The 26,220-nt window shown below is 67.2% G+C and carries 28 protein-coding genes and 1 pseudogene; 14 read left to right on the top strand and 15 right to left on the bottom strand.

From position 1 onward, the window contains the following. The first annotated feature begins 77 nt into the window (after positions 1–77). From BJ987_RS18435 to BJ987_RS18420, 4 genes are all read left to right on the top strand, one after another. A complete protein-coding gene (locus tag BJ987_RS18435; RefSeq protein WP_209891467.1) occupies positions 78–1,310 on the top strand; it encodes an FAD-dependent monooxygenase in 1,233 nt (410 codons plus the stop codon). A gap of 23 nt (positions 1,311–1,333) precedes the next feature. Beyond that, positions 1,334–1,783, top strand: coding sequence for a VOC family protein (locus tag BJ987_RS18430; protein ID WP_209891464.1), 450 nt, complete (start codon positions 1,334–1,336; stop codon positions 1,781–1,783). A gap of 121 nt (positions 1,784–1,904) precedes the next feature. Continuing rightward, on the top strand, positions 1,905–2,669 hold the full coding sequence (locus BJ987_RS18425; RefSeq protein WP_209891461.1) for an SDR family oxidoreductase: 765 nt from the start codon (positions 1,905–1,907) through the stop codon (positions 2,667–2,669). A gap of 19 nt (positions 2,670–2,688) precedes the next feature. Beyond that, entirely contained in the window at positions 2,689–3,759 is a 1,071-nt protein-coding gene (locus tag BJ987_RS18420) for a lycopene cyclase family protein (RefSeq protein WP_245366027.1), read from the top strand. Here BJ987_RS18420 and BJ987_RS18415 read toward each other — a convergent pair. Beyond that, complete coding sequence (locus tag BJ987_RS18415) at positions 3,756–4,607, bottom strand: hypothetical protein (protein ID WP_209891458.1); 852 nt, start codon at positions 4,605–4,607, stop codon at positions 3,756–3,758. The genes BJ987_RS18420 and BJ987_RS18415 overlap by 4 nt on opposite strands. A 146-nt stretch (positions 4,608–4,753) precedes the next feature. Between BJ987_RS18415 and ku the strand changes: the two genes are divergently transcribed. Together ku and BJ987_RS18405 are read left to right on the top strand one after the other, a co-directional pair. Further along, positions 4,754–5,701: a non-homologous end joining protein Ku gene (ku, locus tag BJ987_RS18410; protein ID WP_209891455.1), complete on the top strand. Its 948-nt coding sequence runs from the start codon at positions 4,754–4,756 to the stop codon at positions 5,699–5,701. A 67-nt stretch (positions 5,702–5,768) separates the two neighbouring features. Next, positions 5,769–6,326: a GNAT family N-acetyltransferase gene (locus BJ987_RS18405; RefSeq protein WP_209891452.1), complete on the top strand. Its 558-nt coding sequence runs from the start codon at positions 5,769–5,771 to the stop codon at positions 6,324–6,326. Between the two features lie 6 nt (positions 6,327–6,332). Here BJ987_RS18405 and BJ987_RS18400 read toward each other — a convergent pair whose 3' ends face one another. Next, a complete protein-coding gene (locus tag BJ987_RS18400; RefSeq protein ID WP_209891450.1) occupies positions 6,333–6,734 on the bottom strand; it encodes a nuclear transport factor 2 family protein in 402 nt (133 codons plus the stop codon). 88 nt (positions 6,735–6,822) lie between these two features. Between BJ987_RS18400 and BJ987_RS18395 the strand changes: the two are divergent. Then, positions 6,823–7,572: pseudogene (locus tag BJ987_RS18395) on the top strand (helix-turn-helix domain-containing protein); the annotation flags it as partial. Between the two features lie 29 nt (positions 7,573–7,601). Here the strand turns inward: BJ987_RS18395 and BJ987_RS18390 are convergent. Both BJ987_RS18390 and BJ987_RS18385 read right to left on the bottom strand, forming a co-directional pair. Then, positions 7,602–8,225 carry a hypothetical protein gene (locus BJ987_RS18390; RefSeq protein ID WP_307869664.1) on the bottom strand — a complete coding sequence of 208 codons (624 nt, stop codon included), beginning with the start codon at positions 8,223–8,225 and terminating at the stop codon, positions 7,602–7,604. A gap of 62 nt (positions 8,226–8,287) precedes the next feature. Next, positions 8,288–9,151, bottom strand: coding sequence for a MetQ/NlpA family ABC transporter substrate-binding protein (locus BJ987_RS18385; protein WP_209891444.1), 864 nt, complete (start codon positions 9,149–9,151; stop codon positions 8,288–8,290). Positions 9,152–9,282: 131 nt separating this feature from the next. Between BJ987_RS18385 and BJ987_RS18380 the strand changes: the two genes are divergently transcribed. Genes BJ987_RS18380 through BJ987_RS18370 form a run of 3 tightly spaced genes read left to right on the top strand, consistent with a single transcriptional unit; the run spans position 9,283 to position 11,833 of the window. Next, positions 9,283–10,155 (top strand): MetQ/NlpA family ABC transporter substrate-binding protein, encoded by an 873-nt coding sequence (locus tag BJ987_RS18380; RefSeq protein WP_209891440.1) that lies wholly within the window; start codon positions 9,283–9,285, stop codon positions 10,153–10,155. Next, positions 10,152–11,168, top strand: coding sequence for a methionine ABC transporter ATP-binding protein (locus BJ987_RS18375; RefSeq protein WP_209891437.1), 1,017 nt, complete (start codon positions 10,152–10,154; stop codon positions 11,166–11,168). Before BJ987_RS18380 ends, BJ987_RS18375 begins: the two co-directional genes overlap by 4 nt. A 2-nt stretch (positions 11,169–11,170) precedes the next feature. Continuing rightward, positions 11,171–11,833, top strand: coding sequence for a methionine ABC transporter permease (locus BJ987_RS18370; RefSeq protein ID WP_209891434.1), 663 nt, complete (start codon positions 11,171–11,173; stop codon positions 11,831–11,833). Positions 11,834–11,895: 62 nt separating this feature from the next. Here BJ987_RS18370 and BJ987_RS18365 read toward each other — a convergent pair whose 3' ends face one another. From BJ987_RS18365 to BJ987_RS18315, 11 genes are all read right to left on the bottom strand, one after another. Next, a complete protein-coding gene (locus tag BJ987_RS18365; protein WP_209891431.1) occupies positions 11,896–12,393 on the bottom strand; it encodes a DUF4189 domain-containing protein in 498 nt (165 codons plus the stop codon). Positions 12,394–12,495: 102 nt separating this feature from the next. Further along, positions 12,496–12,915 carry a DUF4189 domain-containing protein gene (locus BJ987_RS18360; RefSeq protein WP_307869901.1) on the bottom strand — a complete coding sequence of 140 codons (420 nt, stop codon included), beginning with the start codon at positions 12,913–12,915 and terminating at the stop codon, positions 12,496–12,498. 85 nt (positions 12,916–13,000) lie between these two features. Then, on the bottom strand, positions 13,001–13,378 hold the full coding sequence (locus tag BJ987_RS18355) for a metal-sulfur cluster assembly factor (RefSeq protein ID WP_209891425.1): 378 nt from the start codon (positions 13,376–13,378) through the stop codon (positions 13,001–13,003). After that, the gene (gene sufU / locus BJ987_RS18350) at positions 13,375–13,872 is read right to left on the bottom strand and encodes a Fe-S cluster assembly sulfur transfer protein SufU (protein WP_209891422.1); all 498 of its coding nucleotides are present in this window, start codon (positions 13,870–13,872) and stop codon (positions 13,375–13,377) included. Before sufU ends, BJ987_RS18355 begins: the two co-directional genes overlap by 4 nt. Before the next feature lie 23 nt (positions 13,873–13,895). Continuing rightward, positions 13,896–15,170 carry a cysteine desulfurase gene (locus BJ987_RS18345; RefSeq protein WP_209891419.1) on the bottom strand — a complete coding sequence of 425 codons (1,275 nt, stop codon included), beginning with the start codon at positions 15,168–15,170 and terminating at the stop codon, positions 13,896–13,898. A 1-nt stretch (position 15,171) separates the two neighbouring features. Further along, positions 15,172–15,939, bottom strand: a complete 768-nt coding sequence (gene sufC / locus BJ987_RS18340; RefSeq protein WP_209891416.1) for a Fe-S cluster assembly ATPase SufC — start codon at positions 15,937–15,939, stop codon at positions 15,172–15,174. 38 nt (positions 15,940–15,977) lie between these two features. After that, positions 15,978–17,183 (bottom strand): Fe-S cluster assembly protein SufD, encoded by a 1,206-nt coding sequence (sufD, locus tag BJ987_RS18335; protein ID WP_209891413.1) that lies wholly within the window; start codon positions 17,181–17,183, stop codon positions 15,978–15,980. Next, positions 17,183–18,619 carry a Fe-S cluster assembly protein SufB gene (sufB, locus tag BJ987_RS18330; protein WP_209891410.1) on the bottom strand — a complete coding sequence of 479 codons (1,437 nt, stop codon included), beginning with the start codon at positions 18,617–18,619 and terminating at the stop codon, positions 17,183–17,185. Before sufB ends, sufD begins: the two co-directional genes overlap by 1 nt. After that, positions 18,616–19,422 carry a helix-turn-helix transcriptional regulator gene (locus BJ987_RS18325; RefSeq protein ID WP_281070377.1) on the bottom strand — a complete coding sequence of 269 codons (807 nt, stop codon included), beginning with the start codon at positions 19,420–19,422 and terminating at the stop codon, positions 18,616–18,618. The genes sufB and BJ987_RS18325 overlap by 4 nt, the downstream gene beginning before the upstream one ends. Before the next feature lie 351 nt (positions 19,423–19,773). Continuing rightward, positions 19,774–20,793, bottom strand: a complete 1,020-nt coding sequence (locus tag BJ987_RS18320) for a zinc-dependent alcohol dehydrogenase (RefSeq protein ID WP_209891407.1) — start codon at positions 20,791–20,793, stop codon at positions 19,774–19,776. 121 nt (positions 20,794–20,914) lie between these two features. Further along, entirely contained in the window at positions 20,915–21,499 is a 585-nt protein-coding gene (locus tag BJ987_RS18315; RefSeq protein WP_209891404.1) for a TetR/AcrR family transcriptional regulator, read from the bottom strand. A gap of 82 nt (positions 21,500–21,581) precedes the next feature. On the opposite strand from BJ987_RS18315, the gene mptB reads away from it, so the two are divergent. The 4 genes from mptB to BJ987_RS18295 all read left to right on the top strand — a co-directional run bounded on the left by mptB (position 21,582) and on the right by BJ987_RS18295 (position 26,124). Next, positions 21,582–23,267: a polyprenol phosphomannose-dependent alpha 1,6 mannosyltransferase MptB gene (gene mptB, locus BJ987_RS18310; RefSeq protein WP_307869663.1), complete on the top strand. Its 1,686-nt coding sequence runs from the start codon at positions 21,582–21,584 to the stop codon at positions 23,265–23,267. 73 nt (positions 23,268–23,340) lie between these two features. Then, positions 23,341–24,270, top strand: a complete 930-nt coding sequence (locus tag BJ987_RS18305; protein WP_209891398.1) for an ABC transporter ATP-binding protein — start codon at positions 23,341–23,343, stop codon at positions 24,268–24,270. Then, positions 24,267–25,088, top strand: coding sequence for an ABC transporter permease (locus BJ987_RS18300; protein ID WP_209891394.1), 822 nt, complete (start codon positions 24,267–24,269; stop codon positions 25,086–25,088). The genes BJ987_RS18305 and BJ987_RS18300 overlap by 4 nt, the downstream gene beginning before the upstream one ends. A gap of 67 nt (positions 25,089–25,155) precedes the next feature. Next, a complete protein-coding gene (locus BJ987_RS18295; protein ID WP_209891391.1) occupies positions 25,156–26,124 on the top strand; it encodes a COX15/CtaA family protein in 969 nt (322 codons plus the stop codon). Positions 26,125–26,220: the final 96 nt, after the last annotated feature.

Raw genomic sequence — 26,220 nt, 5'->3', positions numbered from 1 at the left:
GCAAAAGTGGTGCTCGACAGCATGTTCCGCATAGGGTTCCGCGGTGTAATACACCGTACGCATTCGCAGGAGCATCAGTGAAGAATCAGAGCATTTTGGTCTCCGGTGCCGGCGTCGCCGGTCCGGCCCTGGCGTACTGGCTCCACCGGTACGGCTTCCACCCGACCGTGGTGGAACGGGCCCCCGGGCCGCGTCGTGGTGGTCATGCGGTCGATATCCGCGGCACCGCCCGGGAGGTGGCCGCCCGGATGGGCATCGTCGAACAGGTTCGAGCGGCAACCACCGGGGCGCGGGGGATGGCGTTCGTCGACGAAACCGGCAAGCGGGTCGCGAAGATGGGCACCGAAGTCTTCGGACATTCGGGTGGTCCGGTTGCCGAATTATCCCTTCGCCGAACGGATCTGGCGCAGATCATCTACGACGCCACGAGCGCCGACGTCAAGTACGTATTCGGCGACGCGATCCGCACTGTCGACCAGAACCGTGACGGTGTCCACGTCCGATTCGAGCACGGCGGGCCGAGGCGCTTCGACCTGCTGGTCGGCGCGGACGGCGTGCGGTCCAACGTCCGGCAGTTGGTGTTCGGGCCGGACGAACACTATCTGCGCGACCTCGGGTCATATATGTCGCTGTTCACCGCCCCCACCGAGTTGAGTCACGACGGGTGGCGGTTGATGTACACCATCCCCGCGGGCAACGGCCGCCCCGGCCGGACAGCCGCCCTCTATCCACAGCTGGAGCCGGGCACCGCATTGACCGGGTTCTTCGTGCGCTCGGCGCCGAGGTGGTATGCCCGGGGCGACACGGACGCGCAGAAGCGGATCGTGATCGGCGCCTTCGAGAACGACGGATGGGAAGTCCCCTGGATGCTCGACGCCATCTGGGACGCGCCCGACTTCTACTTCGACCGGACGCTCCAGGTCGTAATGGACACCTGGTCGAGCGACCGGACCGCATTGCTCGGGGACGCCGGCTACTGCGCGTCACCGATGTCCGGTATCGGCACCAGCCTCGCACTCGTCGGCGCCTACATCCTGGCCGGCGAACTCGCCGCCGCGGCTGGTGAGCACACCCGTGCCTACGCCGTTTACGAGCAGAAGATGCGTCTGTTCACCGACCGAGCCCAGAAATACGCCCGCAGCGCCGGCGACGGCGGACTCATGCCCGACTCACACCTGCAGATGCGAGTGCGCAATCAGATGATCCGGACGCTGCGGTTCCTGCCGAAACGGCTCGTCCGGCGCGGCATGGAAAAGGTCGCCGACACGGTCGAACTCGACGAATATCTGACCCCGGTTGCACACCCGTAAACCCGCACAGAAAAGGAAAGACCATGCAAGCGAGCACATTCCTATGGTTCGACGGCCGAGCCGAGGAAGCCGCCGAGCACTACACCGATCTCGTCGCCGGCTCCGCGATACTCGACCGGCAACGCGACGCGCACGGCAGAGTCCACACGGTCACGTTCGACCTGGGCGGCCAGCGCTACATCGCCTTCAACGGCGGACCCCGATTCACCTCCACCGGCGCGATGTCGATGTACCTCGAGTGCGGCAGCCAGGAGGAAGTGGACACCGCGTGGGCAGCCCTCACCGAAGGTGGCGCGGAGGGCCCCGGCGGTTCGCTGACCGATCGATTCGGAGTCACCTGGCAGGTCGTCCCGAAAGCCCTTTCCGAACTGCTGGCGGAGGCCGATCCGCCGGCGGCCGACCGGATTCTGCAGGCCGTACATGCCATGACGAAAATTGAGATACAGGCTTTGATCGAGGCCCGCGACAGGTGACCTCGCGTGACTACCGGGTTCGATCCGCAGAACCGTTCCGCAGTGACGGTACCGTCGGGCCGATATGCCCCAACTGGGGCGAATTCACACGCCTCACGTGACTGAAGTACCGTGCCGTCACATGAGCGAAGATCTCCTGGGTAAGAGTGCACTGGTCAGCGGCGCGAGCCGGGGTATCGGTAAGGCGGTGGCGGCGGAGTTGCTGCGGCGGGGTGCGAATGTGCTGATCACCGCGCGTAAGCCGGAGCCGCTGGAGCAAGCCGCCGCCGAACTGCGGGAGCTGGGGTACAAGGGCCAGGTGATCGCGCTGGCGGGCAACTCCGGGGACGCCGAGAGCCGGGCGGCTGCAGTGCAGCGGGTGGTCGCGGAGTTCGGCTCGCTGGACATTCTGGTCAACAACACGGGCATCAATCCGGTGTACGGGTCGCTGATGGAAGCCGATCTGGATGCCGTGCGCAAGATTTTCGACGTGAATGTCGTTGCGGCGCTGGGGTATGTGCAGGAGGCGTACAAGGCCTGGATGGGTGCGCACGGTGGCGCGGTGGTGAATGTGGCCAGTGTGGCCGGTATCCGCTCGACCGGCGTGATCGCCGCGTACGGCGCGTCCAAAGCCGCGCTGATCCGGCTCACCGACGAGCTGGCCTGGCAGTTGGGGCCGAAGATCCGGGTGAACGCGGTCGCGCCGGGTGTCATCAAGACCAAGTTCGCCGATGCGCTGTATTCGGCGGACGAGGAGAAGGCGGCCAGCGTCTACCCGATGAAGCGGCTCGGTACGCCGGAGGATGTGGCGCGACTGATCGCGTTCCTGGTCTCCGACGAGGCCGCCTGGGTGACCGGCGAGACCATCCGGGTCGACGGCGGTCTGCTGTCCACCGGCGGTCTCTGAGCGAACTAGGCTCCCGCGCATGACCGTCGACATGGTGGTGTGCGGGTTGGGTCCGGCGGGCCGGGCCTTGGCGCATCGCGGGCTGCGGCGCGGGCTGTCGGTCACGGTGGTCGACCCCGCGCCGGATCGGCGGTGGACGGCCACCTATGCGGCTTGGCTGGACGAGTTGCCGGGGTGGCTGGATCCCGCTGTCCCGGTGGCGACCATCGACCGTCCGGTGGCTTGGGGTACCCGGCGGCACGAAGTGGACCGGACGTACACGGTGCTCGATACCGCGCGGCTCCAGCGATCACTGGATATCGCTGGGGCACAAGTTGTTCGAGACCGCGCGATCGACGTGGGGCGGCATTCGGTGACGCTGGCGTCGGGCGCGGTGATTCCCGGCGAACGGGTGATCGACGCGCGGGGGCTCGTGCGGTCCCCGGCGCGGGCCGAGCAGACCGCCTACGGCGTGATCGTCGACGGGCAGCGGGCGGCGGGAATCGAACCGTCGTTCATGGACTGGCGCACCGACAACGGGGCGAATCCCGGTGCGCCACCGTCATTTCTGTACGCGGTGCCGCTCGGCAACGGCTCGATACTGCTGGAGGAAACCTGTCTGGCCGGGCGTCCGGCACTCGGTTCGACCGAGTTGCGCACCCGGCTGCTGCACCGACTGCGGGTTCGCGACATCGAACTCGGCGGTGACGAAGTCGTCGAGCGGGTCCGATTCCCGGTCGAGGGCGGTCGGCCCGGGCCCGGCGCTTTCGGCGCGGCGGGCGGATTCATCCATCCCGCAACGGGTTACAGCGTCGCGGCGGCGCTCGGGGCGGCGGACGAGCTGGCGGCGGGCGAATCCGGGCGGCCCTTGTCCGAACGTGCCGTCCACACTTTGCGGTCCATCGGTCTGCGGGCGCTACTCGCCTTGCCGCCCAACGATATTCCGCTGTTCTTCGATGCCTTCTTCACGCTGCCGCCGCGGGCGCAGCGAGCCTACCTGTCCGGCCGCACCGACTTGTCCGGCACCGCGGCCGCGATGGCCCGGCTGTTCGCCGCGGTCCCGATGCGCACGCGCCGCACCCTGGCGGCGGCGGTGCTCCCGCGCCGTTAACGGAACATCAGGGCGAGCGCGGTGTCGGTGTGCCGGTAGCGCAGATATTTGTCTACGACGGCTTCGGTGACGGCGACGGTCGCGGTCGCGACGGTGACCACCAGGAAGTTCTTCTTGGCCTCGGTCTTCCACTTGCCGACGGCGTAATCGGGCACGTAGGAGCCGGGCCGCAACCGCAGATCCTTGCCGGTGAACTTGTCCTGGGCGGCCGCGGCGGTCGCCTCGTCGGGCATGGTCAGCACGAACTGGGTGAGCATCAACCCGTCGTTCTCGGTGCGGTAGGCCAGCTCCGAGGCGTACTGGCAGCCGAGCGCGGTCAGTTTCGCGTCCCGCTCGATGTCGCGGCAGCTCTCGTAGTCGCGGCCGTCGACCCAGTCGGCGTGCAGCTCGATGTTCCCGAACTTGAAATTCCAAGCGGCCATGCCGAATTCGGCGTAACTGAAGCGATCGCCCGGCAGGACCGGAACCTGCTTCGAGGGGCGGGGCATACTCGGCGCGCCCGAGACCGAACTCGTGGTCCCCGCAGCCTGCTCGGTGCTCGATCCGTTGCCCCGGAACAGGAAGAAGGCGCTACCGGCCGTCAGCACCAGCAGCACGGTCAGCGCGAGCGCGACGAACCGGCCGGGCCCACGGCCCGAATCAGCCTCCAGCGCGGGAATTTCCGCAGCCGAGCTGGTCGGATCGGCTGCCACGGCGAACGCCGTCGCCGCCGGAAAACCCGAATTACTCGGCGCTACATCCACTTTCGGCGCATCATCCGGCCAGGACACCCATTCGGGTTCCTGCCCCCACCGGTCCGGGTCCCGCTGCGGGTAGGGTCCGCCACCGAACCCAGGCGGATACGTCATCGCTGTCCTTCCTCCACCACGGCCGTCCGTCCCATCCACGCGGGCGCGCCTTGGCTGGCTACGACCCTACCGCCCGGATACCGATCCGCGACGCGCGGAAGCCGGTTTCGCTCGCGTATTCGAATCGCTTCCGCCATCATGGAGAGATGCGAGCTATTTGGAAGGGCTCGATCGCGTTCGGGCTGGTCAACGTCCCGGTGAAGGTGTACACCGCCACCGAGGACCATGACATCCGGTTCCATCAGGTGCACGCCAAGGACGGCGGGCGCATCAAATACGACCGGGTGTGCACGGTCTGCGGGAAATCCGTCCAATACGCCGATATCGACAAGGCCTACGAATCGCCCGAGGGCGAAAAGGTCATGTTGACCGACGAGGATTTCGCGAAGCTGCCGGCCGCGGAGAAACACGAGATACCGGTGCTGCAGTTCGTGCCGTCCGACCAGATCGACCCGATCCTGTTCGAGAAGAGCTACTACCTGGAGCCGGATTCGAATACGCCCAAGGCGTACGTCCTGCTCGCCAAGACGCTCGAACAAATCGACCAGACCGCGCTCGTGCATTTCACGCTGCGCCAGAAGACCAGGCTGGCGGCCTTGCGGGTCCGCGAAGGCGTGCTGGTGCTGCAAACGCTGCTGTGGCCGGACGAGGTCCGATCCGTCGAATTCGAGTCCCTGGAAGACGCCGCCGAACCGCGTCCGCAGGAAATCAAGATGGCCGAGACCTTGGTCGCGACCATGTCCGACGATTTCGATCCGGATCTCTACAAGGACGAATATCAGATCGAACTGAAACGGCTGCTCGACGAGGCCATCGCCAGCGGCACCGGCAAGGTGCAGAGCCAGCCCGAGGCGGCGCCCGCGGAGATGGACGCCGAGGTCGTCGACCTGGTCGCCGCCTTGCAGCGCAGCCTGGAGGCCAGCGGCCGCCGTTCGGCATCCGGTTCGTCGTCCGGCAACGGCGCGGAGAAGAAGCCCGCCAAGAAGGCGCCGGCGAAGAAAGCCGCCGCGAAGGCGACCAAGTCGACCGCGAAGTCCGCCGACAAGCCGGCCAAGAAGACAGCGAAGAAGACGGCCGCGCGCAAGGGAGCGTGAGCAAACACCCCAAACCCGCCTGGAGCGGTGCGAGCGCGGTGCCGCACCCTCCTGGCAAACTGGCGGCATGGACTCCGCCATAGCGATCGTCCCGATGGGCCTCGGTCACCTACGCCAAGTGCTCGACCTCGGCCACGAGGTTTTCGACACCACCGCCAAGCCGTACACGTCGTGGTCGCTGACCAGCGTCGCCGAACACCTGGACAGCCACGACAACGCCTGCTGGGTCGCCCTCGACTCGGATCGGGTGGTCGGATTCGTGCTCGGTTCCATGGAATTCGAACTGCGCGACGACTGGGGCTATCTGGAGTGGATCGCGGTCGCGCCGGACATGCAGGGACGGGGCCTGGCCCGCCGCCTGGTCGACGTGTGCTCGGCGGCGCTGTTCGCCGCCGGAGCGCGCCGGATCGTCACCGATGTCGAGGAACGCAACGCCGCCTCGGCCGCCCTGATGACCCGCAGTGGCTTCACCGCGGCCGCTACCGTGACGCTGTTCGTCCGCCCGAATCCCGATGAGCCGCAAGAAGTCACCGAGGAACCGCTGCCACCCATCGCCCCGGGCACCAAGCGCGCGCTGATCCGGCGCGGCCGCCTCGCCGGTGAAGGGCGAGGCAGCACGCGCTGAACTCGGTCAGACCATGCCGTGCGGGATCTGCTCCGCGTCCGGCACCGGTTGCACCACATCCCAATGCTCGACGATGCGCCCGTCGACCAGCCGCCACACGTCGATGACGGCGGTGCCGCGCGCGTCGCCCGGTGCGGTCATCAGATAGTGCACGACCGCGTACTGGTCGTCGGCGATGACCCGTTTGATGTCGAGCCGAGCCCGCGCGACCGGCGCGTTCGCGGTGAATTCGATGAAGGCGTCCCGGCCGGAGGGGTTACCCGGGCTGTGTTCGATGAAGTTCTCGTCGAGCAGCTCGCGCAGGATCTCGATATTGCCCGCGGCGAATTCGGCGAGCCCGTGCAAGACGAGATTCTTATTGCGCTGCGCGGCGGTTTCGACTGGAGCGAGTTCGGTTTCGTTCGTCATGACGCCGACTGTGGCAGCGCCGCGTCCGCCCTGTCGATTACCAGGCATGTAATGGCCGGAGCCGCCGGGACACGGCAAGATCGGACCGATGGATCACGATCGCCCGATCGGCGGGTTGTTGCGCGACTGGCGGGAGCGGCGCGGGCTCAGTCAGCTCGCGCTGTCCGTGCGGTCCGGAATCTCCACGCGGCATATCAGCTTCGTGGAGACGGGGCGGACCACTCCCACCCCCGGCATGCTCGACCGTTTCGCCGAACACCTGGAAATCCCCCTGCGCGAACGGAATCGGCTGTTGGTCGCCGCGGGCCACGCACCCGGCTATCCGGAGCGGCCACTGGACGACCCGGATTTGGCCGAAGCACGCGCGGCTGTACACCGCGTGCTGCGGGCGCACGAGCCCTATCCGGCGCTCGCCGTGGATCGGCGGTGGAATCTGTTGTTCGCCAATTCGGCATTCGAGATATTCCTCGACGGCGTCCAACCGGAATTGCTGCGGCCGCCGATCAACATGATGCGGCTGGGTCTGCATCCGGGTGGTTTCGCGCCGCGGTTGCGCAATCTGGCGCAGCTGCGTGGCTTTCTGCTCCCCCGGCTCGCCCGGCAGGCCGCGCAGACCGGCGACGGCGAATTGATCGCGTTGTACGAGGAATTGAGCTCCTTCGCCACCGAACCCGCGGGCGCGCGCATCGATCCCGCCGAGATCGCGATGACGATCGAACTCCGGCACCGCGACGCGGAGCTACGTTTCTTCAACACGATCATGACGTTCGGCGCGGCCTTCGACGTCACCCTCGACGAGATCGCGATCGAGGCCTATTTTCCGGCCGATACCGCTACCGCGGACTACCTGCACGCATGGGCGCAGACTCAGTCCGCTTCCGCGCGAGCGCGCCCTTCCTCGAAGAAGGCCAGCAGGCTCGACGCGGTCGGCAGTTCCTCGCGTGGACGTAGCGCCCCGAACGACGCGTTCCAGAACTCACCGGTGCGCGGAGTCCACGGACCGACGTAGGCGTACGGACCGGGATGCGCGGCATCGCCCGGGGAGACGCCGAAATTCACCTCGGACCGGCTGCTGGCCAGGTCGAAATGCTCCGGCCACAGCACCGGGGTGACGTCGGGCGCGAGGCAACGCAATGCCGCGTCGCCGGTGGCGAACCAATCGCCGATGATCGCGGCCGCCGCCGCGGTTACCCGCACTTCGTCGTCCAGCGACCGGCCGGTGGTGTCGGCGTACACCCCTTCCGGCGCTCCCGGACCGATCCCGGCGGCTTTGGCGATCTCGTTGTAGGTGCCCTCCAGCGGCACCCGGCTGCCGCCCGGACCCACCAGCCCCGTGCCCAGGACCGACACCGGCAGCTTCGCGCCACCGAACCCGCCGAGCACCACACGTAGCCGGATGGTCCCGAACTCGCGATACTGCGGCCCCGCGATCAGCAGCTCCGCGACTCCGTGCAACGACTCCCGGGTCTCCCGGTACTTTGCCTCGTCCACACCGCAAATCATCTCCGGTGCGGACGCCCGGTACACCCGTTTCGGGCCAGCTGCTTCGCGAACTACTGCCGGAACCGGGCCTCCAGCTCTTTCAGCGTCGCCTGTAGATCAGCGGGATCGTTGCGCTTGAAAGTGCCCTGATAGCCGGTCTCCGCGCGCACCGCGGCCTCGACCTCCGGATCGTGGTAGAGCGCGGCCACCGCGAGCAAGCGCGGGTTGTCCTTGTCGGCGGCGCGGGCGGCGAAGATATTGATGTACTGCTTCAGTTCCGGACGCTCGGGGTCGTCGGTGTAGATCACCTGATCCTGGGTCAGCCCGGCCGGTCGGGCGAAGGTGTCGTCGACGAAAGCGGCGTCCACGCTCTCCAGCGACTGCGCGGTCAGCGTGGGATCGATGGGCTTCAGGCTGACCTTCGAGGCGACGGCGTCGACGTCCTCGATCTTGGAATCCCAGCTCGCGCCGCCCTTCAGCACGATCAGTCCGGCCGCGGCCAGACCCAGTAGCGGGCGCACCTGATTGGCCGGATTGTTGCTCAGCGTGATCTGGCCACCGCGCGGAATATCGTTGACGGACTTGTGCTTGCGCGAGTACAGCGTCAGCGGGAAGATCTCGGTCGCGCCGATCGGGACCAGGGTGTCGTTGTTGCGGACGTTGTAGTTGGCCAGGTAACGCACATGCTGGAACTTGTTGAGGTCGATCCGCCGCTGTGCCAGTGCCGGGTTGGGCTGGTTGTAGTCGGTGAAGTTGACGAACTCGATCGCGATGCCTTGCTCGGCCGCCTTGCGTTCGAAGACCTTCCAGTGCGGCTGTGCGAGATCGTTCACACCGACTCGGACCACGTCGTCATTGTGTTCACGGCCACAGGCCGCCGAGACGAGCAGGGCGAACAGCACGGGGATCAGCAGCACTCGGCGCAGATTTCGCATTGCAGGCAACCTAGACGTGCGTCCAGGAATTCGCCAGAGTTTTGCTCAGCACAATTCGAACTGTTGTCCGCCGCCGTGCTCCCCCGCTTGGATTACCGGGTTCATATCCGCCACAAGCATCAGGAGCAGTTGTGAAGTTCACTCGGGCACTGGCGATCCCGGTCCTCGTAGCCACCGCGGCCCTCACCCTCACCGCCTGCGGTACCGATGAGAGCTCCTCTGGCACCGTAGTGCGCATCGGCACGACCGACAAGGACAAGGCCTGGGAGGTCTTCGAACAGAAGGCCAAGGACAAGGGCATCACCCTGCGGATCACCAACTTCTCCGACTACAAGCAGCCGAATCTGGCGCTGTCGCAGAAGCAGATCGACGTGAATCTCTTCCAGCACCTGCAATTCCTGGGTGCCTACAACGTCGCCAACAACGACACCCTCACCCCGATCGGCTCCACCTACATCGTGCCGCTGGGCCTGTACTCGAAGAAGCACAAGAGCCTGGCCGACATCCCGGCCGGCGGTGAGATCGCCATCCCGAACGACCCGACCAATCAGGCGCGGGCGCTGTTCGTCCTACAGGCCGCCGGTTTGCTGAAGCTGTCCTCGGACACCCGTCAGCCCTCCCCCGCCGATATCGACAAGGGTGCGTCGAAGGTACGGGTGACTCCCGTCGACGCCGCGCAGACGGCGCTGTCGCTGGCCTCGGTGGACGGGTCGATCATTAACAACACCTTCCTGGAACGCTCCGGCGTGGACCCGCAGTCGGCGCTGTACAAGGATGATCCGAACAACCCGGCCGCCGAGCCGTACATCAATGTGATCGTCACCCGGGCCGAGGACAAGAACAACCCGCTCTACAACCAGCTCATCGACATCTGGCGCGATCCGGCGGTGCAGCAGGCGCACAGCGAGGTCACCAAGGGCACCGCCGTGCCGGTCAACCGCCCGGCCGGGGACTTGGCGCAGATCCTGACCCGGGTGCAGCAGACCACCCGCGACGGCAAGTGAGCGACGCGGTCCCGGCCGTCGAATTCCGCTCGGTCAGCAAGGTTTTCGGCAAAGGTGAGCAGCGCCAGACCGCACTGGACGGCATCGATCTGCGCATCGAGAAGGGTGAGATCTTCGGTGTCATCGGCTACTCCGGTGCGGGTAAGTCGACTCTGGTGCGGCTGATCAACGCCCTCGAGAAGCCGACCGGCGGCACCATCGAGATCTCCGGCACACCCATCACCGGGGTGCCCGAACGCGAAGTGCGACGGCTGCGCCGGGACATCGGCATGGTGTTCCAGCAGTTCAATCTGTTCCGATCGCGCACGGCCGCGGGTAATATCGAGTATCCGCTGAAGGTGGCGGGCTGGAAGCGGGCCGAACGCAAGGCCCGGGTCGCCGAACTACTGGAGTTCGTCGGGCTGTCCGACAAGGCCCGCAGCTATCCGGATCAACTGTCCGGCGGGCAGAAACAGCGGGTGGGAATCGCCCGGGCGCTGGCGACTTCACCGTCGCTGTTGCTCGCCGACGAGTCGACCTCGGCACTGGACCCGGAGACCACCGGCGAGGTGCTGCGCCTGCTGCGCAAGATCAACCGGGAGCTCGGCGTCACCATCGTGGTCATCACCCACGAGATGGACGTGATCCGCGCGGTGGCCGACCGGGTGGCGGTGCTCGCCGAGGGCCGGGTAGTCGAATTGGCCAGCACCTTCGAGGTTTTCGCGACCCCGCGGGCGGCGCCCACCCGGTCCTTCGTGGAAACCGTGCTGCACGACCAGCCTTCGGACGCGGAGCGGAAGGCGCTGACCGAGCGCCACGGCGGCCGGTTGGTCACGGTCACCATCGATGACGAGCGCGGTATCGGCGCGGCACTGGCCACCGCCACGCACGCCGACGTCCGCTTCGAGGTGGTCTACGGCGGCGTCAGAACCCTGCAGGACAAGACTTTCGGCAGCCTGACCCTGGCGCTGCACGGTCCGGACGACGCCGTCGCCAAGGTGATCGGCGAACTCGAAACAGCCGGAAAGGGGTAGGCGTGCACACGGATTGGGACAAGCTGCAACCGGTCCTGCTCGAATCCATCGGCACCACCATCTATCTGGTGCTGCTCACCTTCGTGGTGGGCGGAGTGATCGGACTGTTCCTCGGCACCGCGCTCTACACCACCCGCAAGGGCGGACTGTTGGCCAACGCGCCGCTGAATGTGGTGCTGAACGTGCTGGTCAATGTGGTGCGGCCGATCCCGTTCATCATTCTGCTCGCGGCCCTCGGTCCGATCACCCTGGAGGTGGTCGGCACCACCATCGGCACCGAGGCGGCGGCCTTCGTGATGATCGTGGCGGCGTCGTTCGGCATCGCCCGTATCGTCGAACAGAATCTGGTGACCGTCGACCCCGGTGTGATCGAGGCCGCCCGCGCGGTCGGCGCCGGCCCGCTGCGCATCATCTGCACGCTGCTGATTCCGGAAGCGCTGGGCCCGTTGATCCTCGGCTACACCTTCGTGGTGATCGCCATCGTCGACATGTCCGCGATGGCGGGCACCGTCGGCGGTGGCGGGCTCGGCGATTTCGCCCTGGTCTACGGCTATCAGCGCTTCGACTGGCAGGTCACCCTGGTGGCCACGCTGATCATCATCGCCGGGGTGCAGGGTATCCAGTTCCTCGGCAACTGGCTGGCCCGAAAGGTGTTGCGCCGGTAGCCAGAAACGAAAAAGGGTGCCCGGCTCGAGTGAGCCGGGCACCCCATTCGCGTGCTCGGTTGTCAGCCCGCGTTCGCCGTGCAGGCGGACAGGACGACCCGGGCCGGACGCGGCGAAGCGCTACCCGGATCCGGGAACGGCGGAGCGCTCATGCCGAGCACCTCGTTCGAATGCCGTTCGGCCTCACCGCGGTTGGCCGCCCAGGCCCAGCCGAAACGGTAGTCGGCGCCCTGGGACACCGAACCACAGGCATTGCGGAAGGTGACCACGACATCGCAGTCGCGACGGCCGCATTCGGCCCGCGCGCCGTTCTCGGCCGCGGCCCAGCTGCCGTAGTTCACGGCGGAGGACACCCGGGCGGTGCTCCGCGAAATCGCCAGCGCGCCATAGAGATCACCGCGCGCGGCAGTGAATCCGCCGTCCACGGACGTGGCGTGGTAACCCTCGACCTCCATGATTTCCACGCCACTCTGGGCGGTCGCGTTGGCGGGACCCATACCGGACAACACGATCGCGGTCGCGAAAGACGCGACCGCGCCCGCGGCAACCTTACGAGACAAAGACAAAGAATCCTCCCCGGTTCAAAGATGATGTCAGCCAAGATCATTGCCGAGAAGGCCCCGATTGTCCAAGCAATATCCGGACCGGCCGAGCGACGGAGGTCAGCGCATATTCTTGGTACAGGCGGAGGTCACGACGGCGGCGGCGCGCGGCTGGGAACTGCCGAGGTCCGGGAAGGGCGGGGCAGCTTCGCCGAGCGAGGCCACGGCGGCCTGCTCCGCGCTTTCGAGCGAGCCCCCGGCCGCCCAGCCCCATTTGCCGTCCGCGCCGCGGGCGATGGCGCCGCAGCCGTCGACGATACGCAGCACGAGTTCGCAGTCGTAGACACCGCAGTCGCGAATGGCGTTGGCGTCGGCGGTCACCTTCGACGGATGGTCCACCGCCGAAATCGCTTTCCCGGTGCTCCAGGAAATGGCGAAAGTGCCGAAGTACCTTCCCGCCGCCTCGGCGGGCGCGGCTGCCCACACGGTGGCCGCTGCCGAGGACGTGACAGCGGCGAGCAGAGCCGACTTACCGAGCACAGACAAGAGAATCCTCCCCGTTCCTGAAGTGGTATGGGGAGGATCTTCGCTTGCCGTGTATCGAATTGTCCAGTGTGCGAAGGAACTACACCGTGAAGCCGAGTGCGCGCAGCTGCTCGCGGCCGTCATCGGTGATCTTGTCCGGACCCCACGGCGGCATCCACACCCAGTTGATCGTCAAGTCCTCGACCAGGCCGCTGCGCACCAGCGCGTTGCGGGTCTGATCCTCGATGACATCGGTGAGCGGACAGGCGGCCGAGGTCAAGGTCATATCCAGCTTGGCGACCTCGTTCTCGACCGAAATGCCGTAGACCAGCCCGAGGTCGACGACATTGATGCCGAGTTCAGGGTCGACGACGTCGCGCATCGCCTCCTCGATGTCCTCGAGGTGCTTGATCTCCTCGGCGGAGAGTTCGACCGGAGCAGCAGTCTGCTCGGTCTCGGTGGCCGGTGTCTCGGTCATGAGTTCGCCCCATTCGTGGAGGGAGTGTCGGTGCCCATTGCGGTCTTTCCCGCTTCGGAGTCGGATATCCGCACCACCGCGTCCTTGAACGCCATCCAACCCAGCAGCGCGCATTTCACCCGGGCCGGGTACTTGGCGACGCCGGCGAGGGCGATGCCGTCGCCGATCACGTCCTCGTCGCCTTCGACGGTGCCGCGGCTGGAGATCATCTCGCTGTAGGAATCGACCACCTTCAGCGCCTGCTGCACCGGCAGCCCGATGACCTGATCGGCGAGGATCGAGGTGGCGGCCTGGCTGATCGAACAGCCCTGGCCGTCATACGACACATCCGTGACTTCGCCGTCGTCGGCGATGTTCACGCGCAAGGTCACCTCGTCACCGCAGGTCGGGTTGACGTGGTGCACCTCGGCGCCGAACGGCTCCCGCAGCCCGCGGTGGTGTGGATGCTTGTAATGGTCCAGGATCACTTCCTGGTACATCTGCTCCATGCGCATGTCTTATGCAACTCCACTGTGCTTCATTTGTCGTCGCTCGCTGCGCTCACGCCGAAGAACTTCTGAGCCTTCCGCACCGCTGCGACCAGCGCGTCCACCTCGTCGAGAGTGTTGTAGGCGGCGAAGGAGGCGCGGGCTGTCGCCGGAATGCTCATGCGCTGCATTAGCGGCCACGCGCAGTGATGCCCGACGCGCACGGCGACACCTTCGTCGTCCAGGATCTGGCCGACATCATGGGCGTGGATGCCATCGACCACGAACGACACCGCGGAACCGCGATCCACGTTCTCGGTCGGTCCGACGATCCGCACACCCTCGATCGAGCCGAGCCCGTCGAGCGCCTTCGCCACCAGCGCGTGTTCGTGCGCGGCGATGTTGTCCATGCCGAGCTCCTCGAGATACCGCACGGCCGCGCCCAAGCCGACCACCTGCGAAGTCATCGGCACACCGGCCTCGAACCGCTGCGGCGGCGGGGCGTAGGTGCTGGCCGCCATGGTGACGGTCTCGATCATCGAGCCGCCCGTGATGAACGGCGGCATCTCCTCGAGCAGCGCACGGCGGCCGAAGAGCACACCGACACCGGAGGGACCGAACATCTTGTGCCCGGAGAACGCGGCGTAGTCGACATCGAGCGCCCGGAAGTCCACCGCCATGTGCGGCACCGACTGACAGGCGTCGAGCACGGTGAGCGCGCCGACAGCCTTCGCGCGCCGGACGATTTCGGCGACATCGGTGACCGCGCCGGTCACGTTCGACTGGTGCGTGAACGCGACAACCTTGGTGGCGGGCGACAATTCGAGCGAATCGAGATCGATCCGGCCGTCCTCGGTCACGCCGTACCACTTCAGTGTCGCGCCCGTACGCCGTGCGAGCTCTTGCCACGGCACAAGATTCGCGTGATGCTCCAGCTCGGTGACGACGATCTCGTCACCCGGGCCCACATGGTGCGGGAACCGCGGGTCGGCGAACGTGTAGGTAACCAGGTTCAGCGATTCGGTCGCGTTCTTGGTGAACACGATCTCCCCGGCGTCGACACCCACGAAGCGCGCGATATCGGCGCGCGCGTTCTCGTAGGCGTCGGTCGCTTCCTCCGCCAGCTGGTGCGCACCGCGATGCACCGCCGAATTGCTCTCGATCAGGAACTGCCGTTCCGCGTCGAGCACGACCAGGGGCCGCTGGGAGGTCGCGCCGGAGTCCAAGTACACCAACGGTTTCCCGTCCCGGACCGTGCGGGCCAGGATCGGGAAGTCGGCCCGGACGCGGGCCACGTCGAGGGCGTTATGGACCACAGCGGTCATCTCAGGCTCCAGCGGTCGCGGGAAGGAACTTGGTGTAGCCGTTGGCGTCGAGTTCGTCGGCGAGCTCCGCGCCGCCCTCGGCGACGATGCGGCCGCCCACGAAGACGTGCACGAATTCCGGCTTGATGTAGCGCAGGATGCGGGTGTAGTGCGTGATCAGCAGGATGCCGCCGTTCTCGCGCTCCTTGTAGCGGTTGACGCCCTCGGAGACGATGCGCAGCGCGTCCACGTCGAGACCGGAGTCGGTCTCGTCGAGGATGGCGATCTTCGGCTTGAGCAGGCCCAGCTGCAGGATCTCGTGGCGCTTCTTCTCACCGCCGGAGAAGCCCTCGTTCACACTGCGCTCACCGAAGGCGGCGTCGATCTCCAACTCGTTCATCGACTCCTTCACCTCCTTGACCCAGTGGCGCAGCTTCGGGGCCTCGCCACGGACCGCGGTGGCGGCGGTGCGCAGGAAGTTCGTCATCGAGACGCCGGGGACCTCGACCGGGTACTGCATGGCCAGGAACAGGCCGGCGCGGGCGCGCTCGTCGACCGACATCTCCAGCACGTCTTCGCCGTCGAGGGTGATCGAGCCGGAGGTCACCGTGTACTTGGGGTGGCCGGCGATCGCGTAGGACAGGGTCGACTTGCCGGAGCCGTTGGGGCCCATGATGGCGTGGGTCTCACCGGACTTGATGGTGAGGTCGACGCCCTTGAGGATCTCCTTGGCTTCGCCTTCGGGCGTAGCGACCTCGACGTGCAGGTCCTTGATTTCCAGGGTGGTCATCGGATGTGCGTTCCTTTGCGGGGTGATGGTCTGTGTTGTCAGGCGCCGATCGCGGCGAGTTCGGCTTCGATGGCCGACTCCAGCCGCTCCCGGATCTCGGGGACCGCGATCTTCTGGATGATCTCGTGGAAGAAACCACGCACGACCAGACGACGGGCGGCGTCCTCCGGGATGCCCCGCGAGCGCAGGTAGAACAGCTGCTCGTCGTCGAAGCGTCCGGTGGCGCTGGCGTGTCCGGCGCCGGCGATCTCGCCGGTCTCGATCTCCAGGTTCGGCACCGAGTCGGCGCGGGCGCCGTCGGTGAGGATCAGGTTCCGGTTGACCTCGAAGGTGTCGGTGCCCTCGGCGGCCGCGCGGATCAGCACGTCGCCGATCCAAACGGTGCGGGCATCGCCCTTCGCGGACTTCGGATCGCCTTGCAGCGCACCCTTGTACAGCACGTTCGACTTGCAGTTCGGGACCGCGTGGTCGATGAGCAGGCGCTGCTCGAAGTGCTGACCGGCATCGGCGAAATAGAGGCCGAGCAGTTCGGCGTCGCCGCCGGGGCCGTCGTAGCGCACACCGGCGGTCAGGCGCACCAGGTCGCCGCCGAGGGTGACGTTGATGTGGCGCAGCGTGGCGTCGCGGCCCACCTTGGCATGGTGCGCGGTGGTGTTGACGGCGTCGTCGGCCCAGTCCTGGACGTGCACGACGGTCAGCTTGGCGCTGTCACCGAGCACGAATTCCACGTTCTCGGCGTAGGTTCCGCTGCCGCGCTGATCGACCACGACGGTGGCGACGGCGAAGTTGGCCAGCCGAATCTGCGTGTGGCCGTAGGCTGTCTTGCCCTCGCCGGGACCGGTGACGGTGAGCACCACCGGCTCGGCGACCTCGACTTCCTGGCCGACGGACACGATGGTCGCCGACTCGAAACCCGAATACGCCTGCGCGGCAGCACGATCGGCGGGCACACCGGCCTGGCCGAGACGCGCGTCGTCACGGCCGACGGTTTCCACCGTGACACCCTCGACCGAGTTCACCTCGATGGTGGCCTGACCGTCACGCACGGCGGTGCCGTCGTGCAGGCCGCGCAACCGGCGCAGCGGGGTGAACCGCCACTCCTCGTCGCGGCCCGACGGGACCTCGAAGGCGTCCACATCGAACGAGGTGAAGACCTCGCCCTTGTTGGTCGCGGCTCCGGCGCCGGGGTTCTGAATCGGTTTGGCGTTCTCGCCTTCCACCGCTCCAATGACACCTGTCGCCATCAGCCGACGGCTCCTTCCATCTGCAGCTCGATGAGCCGGTTCAGTTCCAACGCGTATTCCATCGGCAGTTCCTTGGCGATCGGCTCGACGAAGCCGCGCACCACCATCGCCATCGCCTCGTCCTCGGTGAGGCCGCGGCTCATCAGGTAGAACAGCTGATCCTCGGACACCTTGGAGACAGTCGCTTCGTGACCCATCGTCACGTCGTCCTCGCGGATGTCGACGTAGGGGTAGGTGTCGGAGCGGCTGATCGTATCGACCAGCAGCGCATCACATTTCACGGTCGACCGGGAGCCGTAGGCGCCCTTGTTGACCTGAACCAGGCCACGGTAGGAGGCCCGGCCGCCACCGCGCGCCACCGACTTCGACACGATGTTCGAAGAGGTGTGCGGCGCCAGGTGCAGCATCTTCGCGCCGGTGTCCTGGTGCTGACCCTCGCCCGCGAACGCGACCGAGAGCACCTCACCCTTGGCGTACTCGCCGGTCATCCAGACCGCCGGGTACTTCATGGTGACCTTGGAGCCGATGTTGCCGTCGACCCACTCCATGGTCGCGCCCGCCTCGGCCTTGGCCCGCTTGGTGACCAGGTTGTAGACGTTGTTCGACCAGTTCTGGATCGTGGTGTAGCGGCAGCGGCCGCCCTTCTTCACGATGATCTCCACCACCGCGGAGTGCAGCGAATCCGACTTGTAGATCGGCGCGGTGCAGCCCTCGACGTAGTGCACGTAGGCGCCCTCGTCGACGATGATCAGCGTGCGCTCGAACTGACCCATGTTCTCGGTGTTGATCCGGAAGTAGGCCTGCAGCGGGATATCGACGTGCACGCCCGGCGGCACGTAGATGAACGAGCCACCCGACCACACCGCGGTGTTCAGCGCGGAGAACTTGTTGTCACCGGCGGGGATGACCGAGCCGAAGTACTCGTGGAAGAGCTCCGGGTGCTCCTTCAACGCCGTGTCGGTGTCGAGGAAGATGACGCCCTGCTTCTCCAGATCCTCACGGATGGAGTGGTAGACGACCTCGGACTCGTACTGCGCGGCGACACCGGAGACCAAGCGCTGCTTCTCCGCCTCGGGGATGCCGAGCTTGTCGTAGGTGTTCTTGATTTCCTCGGGCAGGTCTTCCCAGGTCTCGGCCTGCTTCTCCGAGGAGCGCACGAAGTACTTGATGTTGTCGAAGTCGATGCCGTCGAGGTTGGAACCCCAGTTCGGCATGGGCTTGCGGTCGAAGATGCGCAGGGCCTTGAGACGCTGCTCGAGCATCCACTCGGTCTCGCTCTTCTTGGCCGAGATGTCTCGGACAACCGCCTCGGACAGACCTCGCTGCGCGGCGGCGCCGGCCACATCCGAATCGGCCCAGCCGTAACCGTATTTGCCCAGCGAAGCAATGGTTTCTTCCTGGGTGAGCGGTTGCACCTGGTCGGTGGTCGTCGTCATTCGGCACTCCTTCCGGAGTCGTTCGTTCGTACCGTCGCGGGCTGTGCGGCGGTTTGTGGAGCAGACTTTTTCGTTATCGGCAGTAGCGGTACGTGCGTGGTGCAGGCGCAATCGCCGTTGGCGATCGTCGCAAGCCGCTGCACGTGGGTGCCAAGCAGGTCGCGGAACGCCTCGAGTTCGGCCTCGCACAGCTGCGGGAATTCCTCGGCGACGTGCGCGACCGGGCAGTGATGCTGGCAGATCTGCACGCCCGAACCCACCTTGCGGGTGGAGGCGGCGAAGCCGGCGTCGGTGAAGGCTTCCGCGATTTCCTCGGCCTTGGCCTCGGTGTGCTCGGCCGTCGGTCCGCCCACTCCGTTGTCCTGGACCGCGTCGATCCCGGCCACGATAGTCCGGGCCCGTTTCCGCGCGAACTCGGTGATCGCTTGTTCGCCGCCGATCTCGCCGAGCTGGCGGATGGCCGCGCCCGCGAGGTCGTCGTAGGCGTGGCCGAGGCGGCCGCGTCCGGCGGCTGTCAGCTGGTACTGCTTGGCCGGACGGCCGCGCCCCTTCTGCTGCCACGGCGCGGAACGGCTGGCCCGCGCCTGACCGGAATCGATCAGCGCGTCGAGATGCCGGCGCACGCCGGCCGGGGTGAGACCCAGCCTGGTGCCGATGGCGGTCGCGGTGATCGGTCCGTCCTCCAGCAGCAGCTGGACGATGGCGGCGCGGGTGTGCCCCTCGGTGCCAACCGCGGCGGGCGCAGGCGCCGACGCGGTACCAGCCCTGCGACCGGCCCTTTCGTCGTCATTCCGCAAACCCATGGTTTTCACAACACCAGTGTGGCGGAATTCGTTCCCTAAATCTAATAAGGGTCCCCTTGGAAAGACCGCCGGAGCTCGGCATTCGATCATGCACAGGCTCGCGACGGACGCATAACCCGAGATGCCGGGGGTTCGCGGTGGGTACGCACCGGGCCGTAAGTGACCCATCGCACAATCTTGCAGGACGACTATCAGCGCACATCAAACCGGATTATGGGCGGTAATCTCGGCACAGCGCGACGGTGCAGAAGCCTGTTCCAGGGTGTCCAGAGGTTCGCCGCACAACGCACCGGCGGTACTTCTGCGATGTGGCGCACACTCGGCCGCGCGGGTATGGGACTTGATCGAATTTCAGCGCACGGCGACCAGCTTCATCGGGGTCTCCTGGAGCGCTGCTACCGCGTCGTCCCACGGCACGGTGACGCTCGTGACCAACGATGGGTCGAAACGACCGGCCGCGACGAGATCGAGCACCGCGGGAATGACGGGGCGAGCGTGCGCGCGGCCGGTATGGAAGGTGCAACAGCGGCTGTACATATCGAAGATCGGCAGCGCGACGTCGGACAGCTGCACGCTGACGCTGGTGCACCAGCCGTCATAGGCGGTGGCGTCGACAGCGGCCCGGAGCGCCTTGGCTCCGCCCGCGGCTTCGACGGTGATCGGGAACCGGCCGACGCGGGTATCCCGGCGGCCTTCGATGGCCTGTGCGCCGAGTTTCTCGGCGATCGCCAGCCGATCCGGCGCATCATCGAGGTAGACCACACGATCCGAGCCGAGCGCGACGGCCAGGCCGGCCGCGTAGAGCCCGATCGACGGCGCCGCCGGACCGCCGATGACCAGCACTTCCGCCCCCGGATCCGCGGCCAGCTGCGGGCCGACGGCCCGATAGCCGTCGGGGATGTTGTCACTGGCGCTGGCCACGGTGGCGGGGTCCACTCCGGCCGGGAGCGGGACGAGCATGGCGTCGGCGTGCGGGATCAATGCCAGGTCGGCCCACAGCCCGCCCCATGCCAGCCCGCCCAAAGTGCCGAGGCCGAAGGTGGACAACGGCGGATGACTCGCACAATTGCCGGTATGCCCGCGCAAGCAGGGTCGGCAAGTGCCGCAAGAGATTTGGAACGGGACGACGGCGCGATCGCCGACCCGCACCGCGCGCACGTCCTCTCCAACGGCGACCACCTCGACGACGCCTTCGTGTCCGAAGGGATACGGCCAAGGCAGCGGGAACGTCCCACGCAGCACCGCGGGATCGATATCGCAGGTGGCCAGGGCGATCGGCCGGACGAGAGCCTGTTCAGGAGTGCTGATCTCGGGTTCAGGGACGTCTTCCCAGGTGAGCGCACCGGGACCGGACAGCATCAAGCTTTTCATCCATCGAGTCTCGCTAGAACGTTCTTTCTAGTCAATAGCGGTCGACTCAATCGCTCTGCCCAGCACCAACTTCCGGAAATTCTCCGCCGAGCGCGACCTGATGCCGGGTCTACGCGAGGGCTTACCCGGACGCCACGCCCGCCTCCCGCAACGTCATTCGGATCAACCGCTCCATGCCCGCCGCGACCGTCCGTAGCGGTTCTTCCGAACGCCGGACCCGCGACAGGATCGTCGCCCCTTCGTAAGCCGCGACAACCGTGACCGCTAGCTCTCCGGCCTCCCGCACCGGTAAACCCACCTCCGTCAACAGCCCCGCGAAGGCGCGCTCCATCACCTCGAAGGCCGCCACACACGCGACCCGGATCGCCTCCACATCGCTGCCGCCATCCAGCGCGGGCGTCCCCACCGGACACCCGTCGGCCCATTCCGACCCCGCCAGCTTCGCCACCATGAACTCGAACATCGTCTTCGTCGACGCGAACACATCCCCCGGCGCCTGCGCCAGCACCCGGCTCGACAACACCGCCGTCCCGGTGATCGCCGCCACCGCGATCTCCTCTTTCCCGCCCGGAAAATGGTGATAGATCGACCCGTACGGCAACCCCGCCGCCGCGCTCAACTTCTTCAACCCGAACCCGTGATAGCCGTGCCGCGCCAGCAATCCCGCCGCCGCGACTTCGATCCGCCGCCTGGACTCCGAAACCATGTGCACGATTGTGCGCTGTCCGCCGTCGAGCCCGGCGGGTTGCGGGTCGGCTGGTTCCGGCCCGCGCATTAGGCTTCGGGTCGTGGCGGTACTGGAGGGCGCGCGGCGCAGGACATTGGCGGTGGGGCGCCGGGCCTTGGGGCTCGACGTGCCCGCTTCCGAGCACACGGTCGCGGTACTGCACCGGGACGAGACGGCGGTGCCCGAACTCGACGCGCGGGAGATGTCGCAGTTCAACCGAATTCGGTTGATGGGCGCGACCGGGTCGGTGCTGATGGTGATCAGCGCGCTCGGTGTCGGCGCGCAACCGGTGCTCCAGAACCCCGTGTCCGGGATGCGGATCTTCGCGATCTTCGGGCGGGCGCATACCGCGTCGCTGGCCGTGTGCATGGTCGGCACCACCCTCGTCGTGCTGGCCTGGCTGTTGTTGGGCCGCTTCGCCGTCGGCGGGCTCGGCGGTAACCCGCTGCACCGGTTGACCCGCTCGCAGATGGACCGGACGTTGCTGTTGTGGGTGCTGCCGCTGGCCATCGCGCCGCCCATGTTCAGCAACGACGTGTATTCGTATCTGGCACAGAGCGAGATCAGCGCGCGCGGACTCGACCCGTACGTGGTGGGGCCGTCCCAGGCACTCGGCAACGACAATGTGCTGACCCGCAATGTGCCGAATATCTGGCGGGAGACGCCCGCGCCCTACGGACCGTTGTTCCTGTGGGCCGGACGGTTCATCGCCGAGCTCACCGGCGACAACATTCTGCTCGGGGTGTGGATGCACCGCCTGCTCGCGCTCGGCGGTGTGGCGCTGATCGTGTGGGCGTTGCCCCGGCTGTCGGTGCGCTGCGGTGTCGCGCCCGTGAGTGCGCTGTGGCTCGGCGCGGCCAACCCGCTAGTGCTGTTCCACCTGGTCGGCGGTGTCCACAACGACGCGCTGATGCTCGGCCTGATGCTGGCGGGCCTGGAATTGTGCTTGCGCGCGATCGATGACAGTCCGGAGTTCGACGGGCGGGCCTACGCGTTGCTGATCGCCGGAGCGGTGGTGATCACGCTGTCGGCATCGATCAAGGTCACCTCGATGATCGTGATGGGATTCGTCTGGGTGAGCTTGGCCCGCCGCTGGAACGGTGGCCTGCGCACGCTGGTGACCTCGGCGGCGATGCTGGGCGGAATAGCTTTGGGCGTAACGGCTCTCATCAGTTCGCTGAGCGATCTGGGCTTCGGCTGGATCCATACGCTCAGCGTCGCGAACGCGGTGCGCAGCTGGATGTCGCTGCCGACCGCGATCGGGATCATCACCGGATTCGGCGGTGTGCTGCTCGGGCTCGGTGACCACACCACGGCGCTGCTGAGCATCACCCGGCCGATCGCCGCGGCGGTGGCGGCGTATGTGACGGTGCGCATGCTGGTCGCCGCCGGCACCGGGCGGCTGCATCCGGTCGGAGCGCTCGGCGTCTCGCTCGGCGCCATCGTGCTGCTGTTCCCGGTGGTGCAGCCCTGGTATCTGCTGTGGGCGATCGTGCCGCTGGCGGCTTGGGCGACCCGGCCGATCTTCCGCGGGCCCGCGGTGGCGTTCTCGGCGGTCGTCAGCGTGCTGCAGATGCCGCGCGGCGGGGATTTCGAGGTCTTCCAGATCGTCGGCTCCGCGATCGCGACCGCCATCGTGTGCGTGCTGTTCATCGTGGTCACCCGAAACGCGCTCCCCTGGCGCGCCCAGCAGGCGGGGGTGTCGGCTCCGTCACACGAGCCCACGGCTTACCGTGTCTCTCCGTGAGGCAGCGCAGCGAGCGATCCGAAGAGCCGGCACGCGAAGTCGCGGCGGAGCCGAGCACCGGCCGGGCGGCGCTGTGACTTCCTCCGGGCCCGCCGTGCGCGTCGACGGCGTCGTCAAGCGGTACGGCGAGACCCTCGCGGTCGACGGCCTGTCCTTCGAAGTCGAACGGGCCCAGGTCCTCGCCCTGCTCGGGCCCAACGGTGCCGGTAAGACGACCACCGTGGAGATGTGCGAAGGGTTCGGCGCGCCGGACACCGGTTCGGTGCGGGTGCTCGGGCTCGACCCCATCGCCGACTCCGACACACTGCGACCGCGCATCGGCGTGATGCTGCAGGGCGGCGGCGCGTACCCGGGGGCGCGGGCCGGCGAAATGCTCGACCTGGTCGCCGCCTACTCGGCCGACCCGCTCGATCCCGAGTGGCTGCTGCAAACCCTTGGGCTGCAAGACAATCGGCGCACGCCCTACCGCCGGCTGTCCGGCGGCCAGCAGCAACGCCTCGCCCTGGCCTGCGCGCTGGTCGGGCGACCGGAGATCGTCTTCCTCGATGAACCCACCGCCGGCCTGGACGCGCAAGCCCGGCTGATCGTGTGGGAACTGATCGACGCACTGCGCCGCGACGGAGTCAGCGTGCTGCTGACCACGCACATGATGGACGAGGCCGAACAGCTCGCCGACCAGCTGGTCATCATCGATCACGGCAAGATCGTCGCCTCCGGCACCCCGGCCGAGGTCACCGCGCACGGCGCCGCCGGACAGCTACGCTTCACCGCCCCACCGAAACTCGATCTGGAGCTCCTGGAAAGCGCACTGCCGGAAGGATTCGCACCGCGCGAGACCAACCCGGGCTCCTATCTGATCGAGGGCGAGATCGACCCGCAGGTGCTGGCGACCGTCACCGCCTGGTGTGCCCGGATGAACGTGCTGGCCACCGACATCCGCATCGATCAGCGCCGGCTCGAAGACGTCTTCCTGGAACTCACCGGACGGGACCTACGCGGATGACCCAAGCTGCTTCCGACTCTTCCGAGCGCCCCGCGAGCAATCGCTACGGAAGCCGTTTCGTGCCCGGCACTTTCACCCCGAACCCGCGGCCGACCGGTCGCGCCGCCATGCTCGCCGCCCAGACCCGCATGGAGCTGACCCTGTTGCTGCGCAACGGGGAACAGCTGCTGTTGACCATGTTCATCCCGATCACGCTGCTGGTCGGTTTGACGCTGCTGCCGTTCGGCAGTCTCGGGCGGGACCGGATCGACAAGCTGGTGCCGGCGGTGATGATGGTGGCGGTGATGTCCACCGCGTTCACCGGGCAGGCCATCGCCGTCGGGTTCGACCGGCGCTACGGTGCGCTGAAACGTCTTGGCGCGACGGCTCTTCCACGTTGGGGCATCATCGCGGGCAAGAGCGCCGCGGTGCTCATCGTGGTGGTGTTGCAGGCGGTCCTGCTGGGCGTCATCGGGTTCGCGCTCGGCTGGCGGCCGGGGGTGGGCGGGCTGTTGCTGGGCGCACTCGTGATCGCTGTGGGCACCGCCGTTTTCGCGGCCATGGGATTGCTGCTCGGCGGCACCCTGAAGGCCGAGATCGTGCTGGCACTGGCGAACATCCTGTGGTTCATCATGCTCGGCATCGCCAGCATCGTGTTCGCCTCCGACGATCTGCCGACCGCGGTCAACGTGATCGCCCGGCTGATCCCCTCCGGTGCGCTGGCGGTCGCGCTCGAACAGGCCCTGCGCAGCAGCGTCGACTGGTTCGGGCTCATCGTGCTCACCGCCTGGGGGCTGGTGTGCGGGTTCCTCGCCACCCGGTTCTTCCGCTTCCACTGACAGCTCCACGACACCTTGTAGTAGACCGGGTGCAAGCGGGCCCGGAGCGGCCGCTACCATCGTCTCCGTGCTGTATCGCGCATTCTTGCGAGTCGTCGACCGCCTGCCGCTCCCCTCGTTGCGGGTGCAACGACTGACCGCCATCGCGGTCGTCCTGACCCAGGCCGGTATCGCCGTCACCGGGTCCGTCGTCCGCGTCACGGCCTCCGGCCTCGGCTGCCCCACCTGGCCGCAGTGCTTCCCGGGTAGCTTCACCCCGGTCGCCGTCGCCGAGGTGCCCGGCTTCCATCAAGCGGTCGAATTCGGCAACCGCCTGCTCACCTTCGTGGTGACGCTGTTCGCCGCACTCATCGTGCTCGCCGTGACCCGCGCGCGCCGTCGCCGCGAGGTCCTGATCTACGCCTGGCTGATGCCCGGCGGCACCGTGGTGCAGGCGATCATCGGCGGCATCACGGTGCGCACCGGCCTGCTCTGGTGGACCGTCGCGGTGCACCTGCTCGCGTCCATGGCGATGGTCTGGCTGGCGATGGTGCTCTACGCGAAGATCTGCGAACCCGACGACGGCATCGAAACCGTCCAGGTCCCGGCTCCTTTGCGCTGGCTCACCGCACTCAGCGGCGTCGCGTTGGCCGGTGTCCTCATCGCGGGCACCCTGGTCACCGCGGCCGGACCGCACGCGGGCGACAAGAGCATCGAGCGCCCGGTCGCCCGCCTGCAAATCGAAATCACCACCCTCGTGCACCTGCATTCGCAGTTGCTCGTCGGGTACCTGGCACTGCTCGTCGGCCTGGGCTTCGGCCTCTACGCGGTAGGCATCACCAAGGACGTCCGCACCCGCCTGTTCGTGCTGCTGGCCGTGGTCTGCGCCCAAGCCCTGGTCGGCGTCGTCCAATACTTCACCGACGTGCCGGGCGCCCTGGTCGCCATCCACGTCGCCGGCGCGGGCGCCTGCACCGCCGCCACCGCCGCCCTCTGGGCATCCCTGCGCACCCGCGAACCCGTCCCCGCCGAGGCGCCTGCTCCCCAGCCCGCTTGAACGCTCGGCGTCGGCCACGCGACCAAGGGCCCGGCGATCAGATGACGGAGGTCAGGGCGAGGCTGGACCAGAGGGGGTCACCCTGGCCGTCGAGGA

Source organism: Nocardia goodfellowii (genome assembly GCF_017875645.1).
GTDB lineage: Bacteria > Actinomycetota > Actinomycetes > Mycobacteriales > Mycobacteriaceae > Nocardia > Nocardia goodfellowii.
This window is presented reverse-complemented; position numbering and strand designations above follow the sequence as displayed.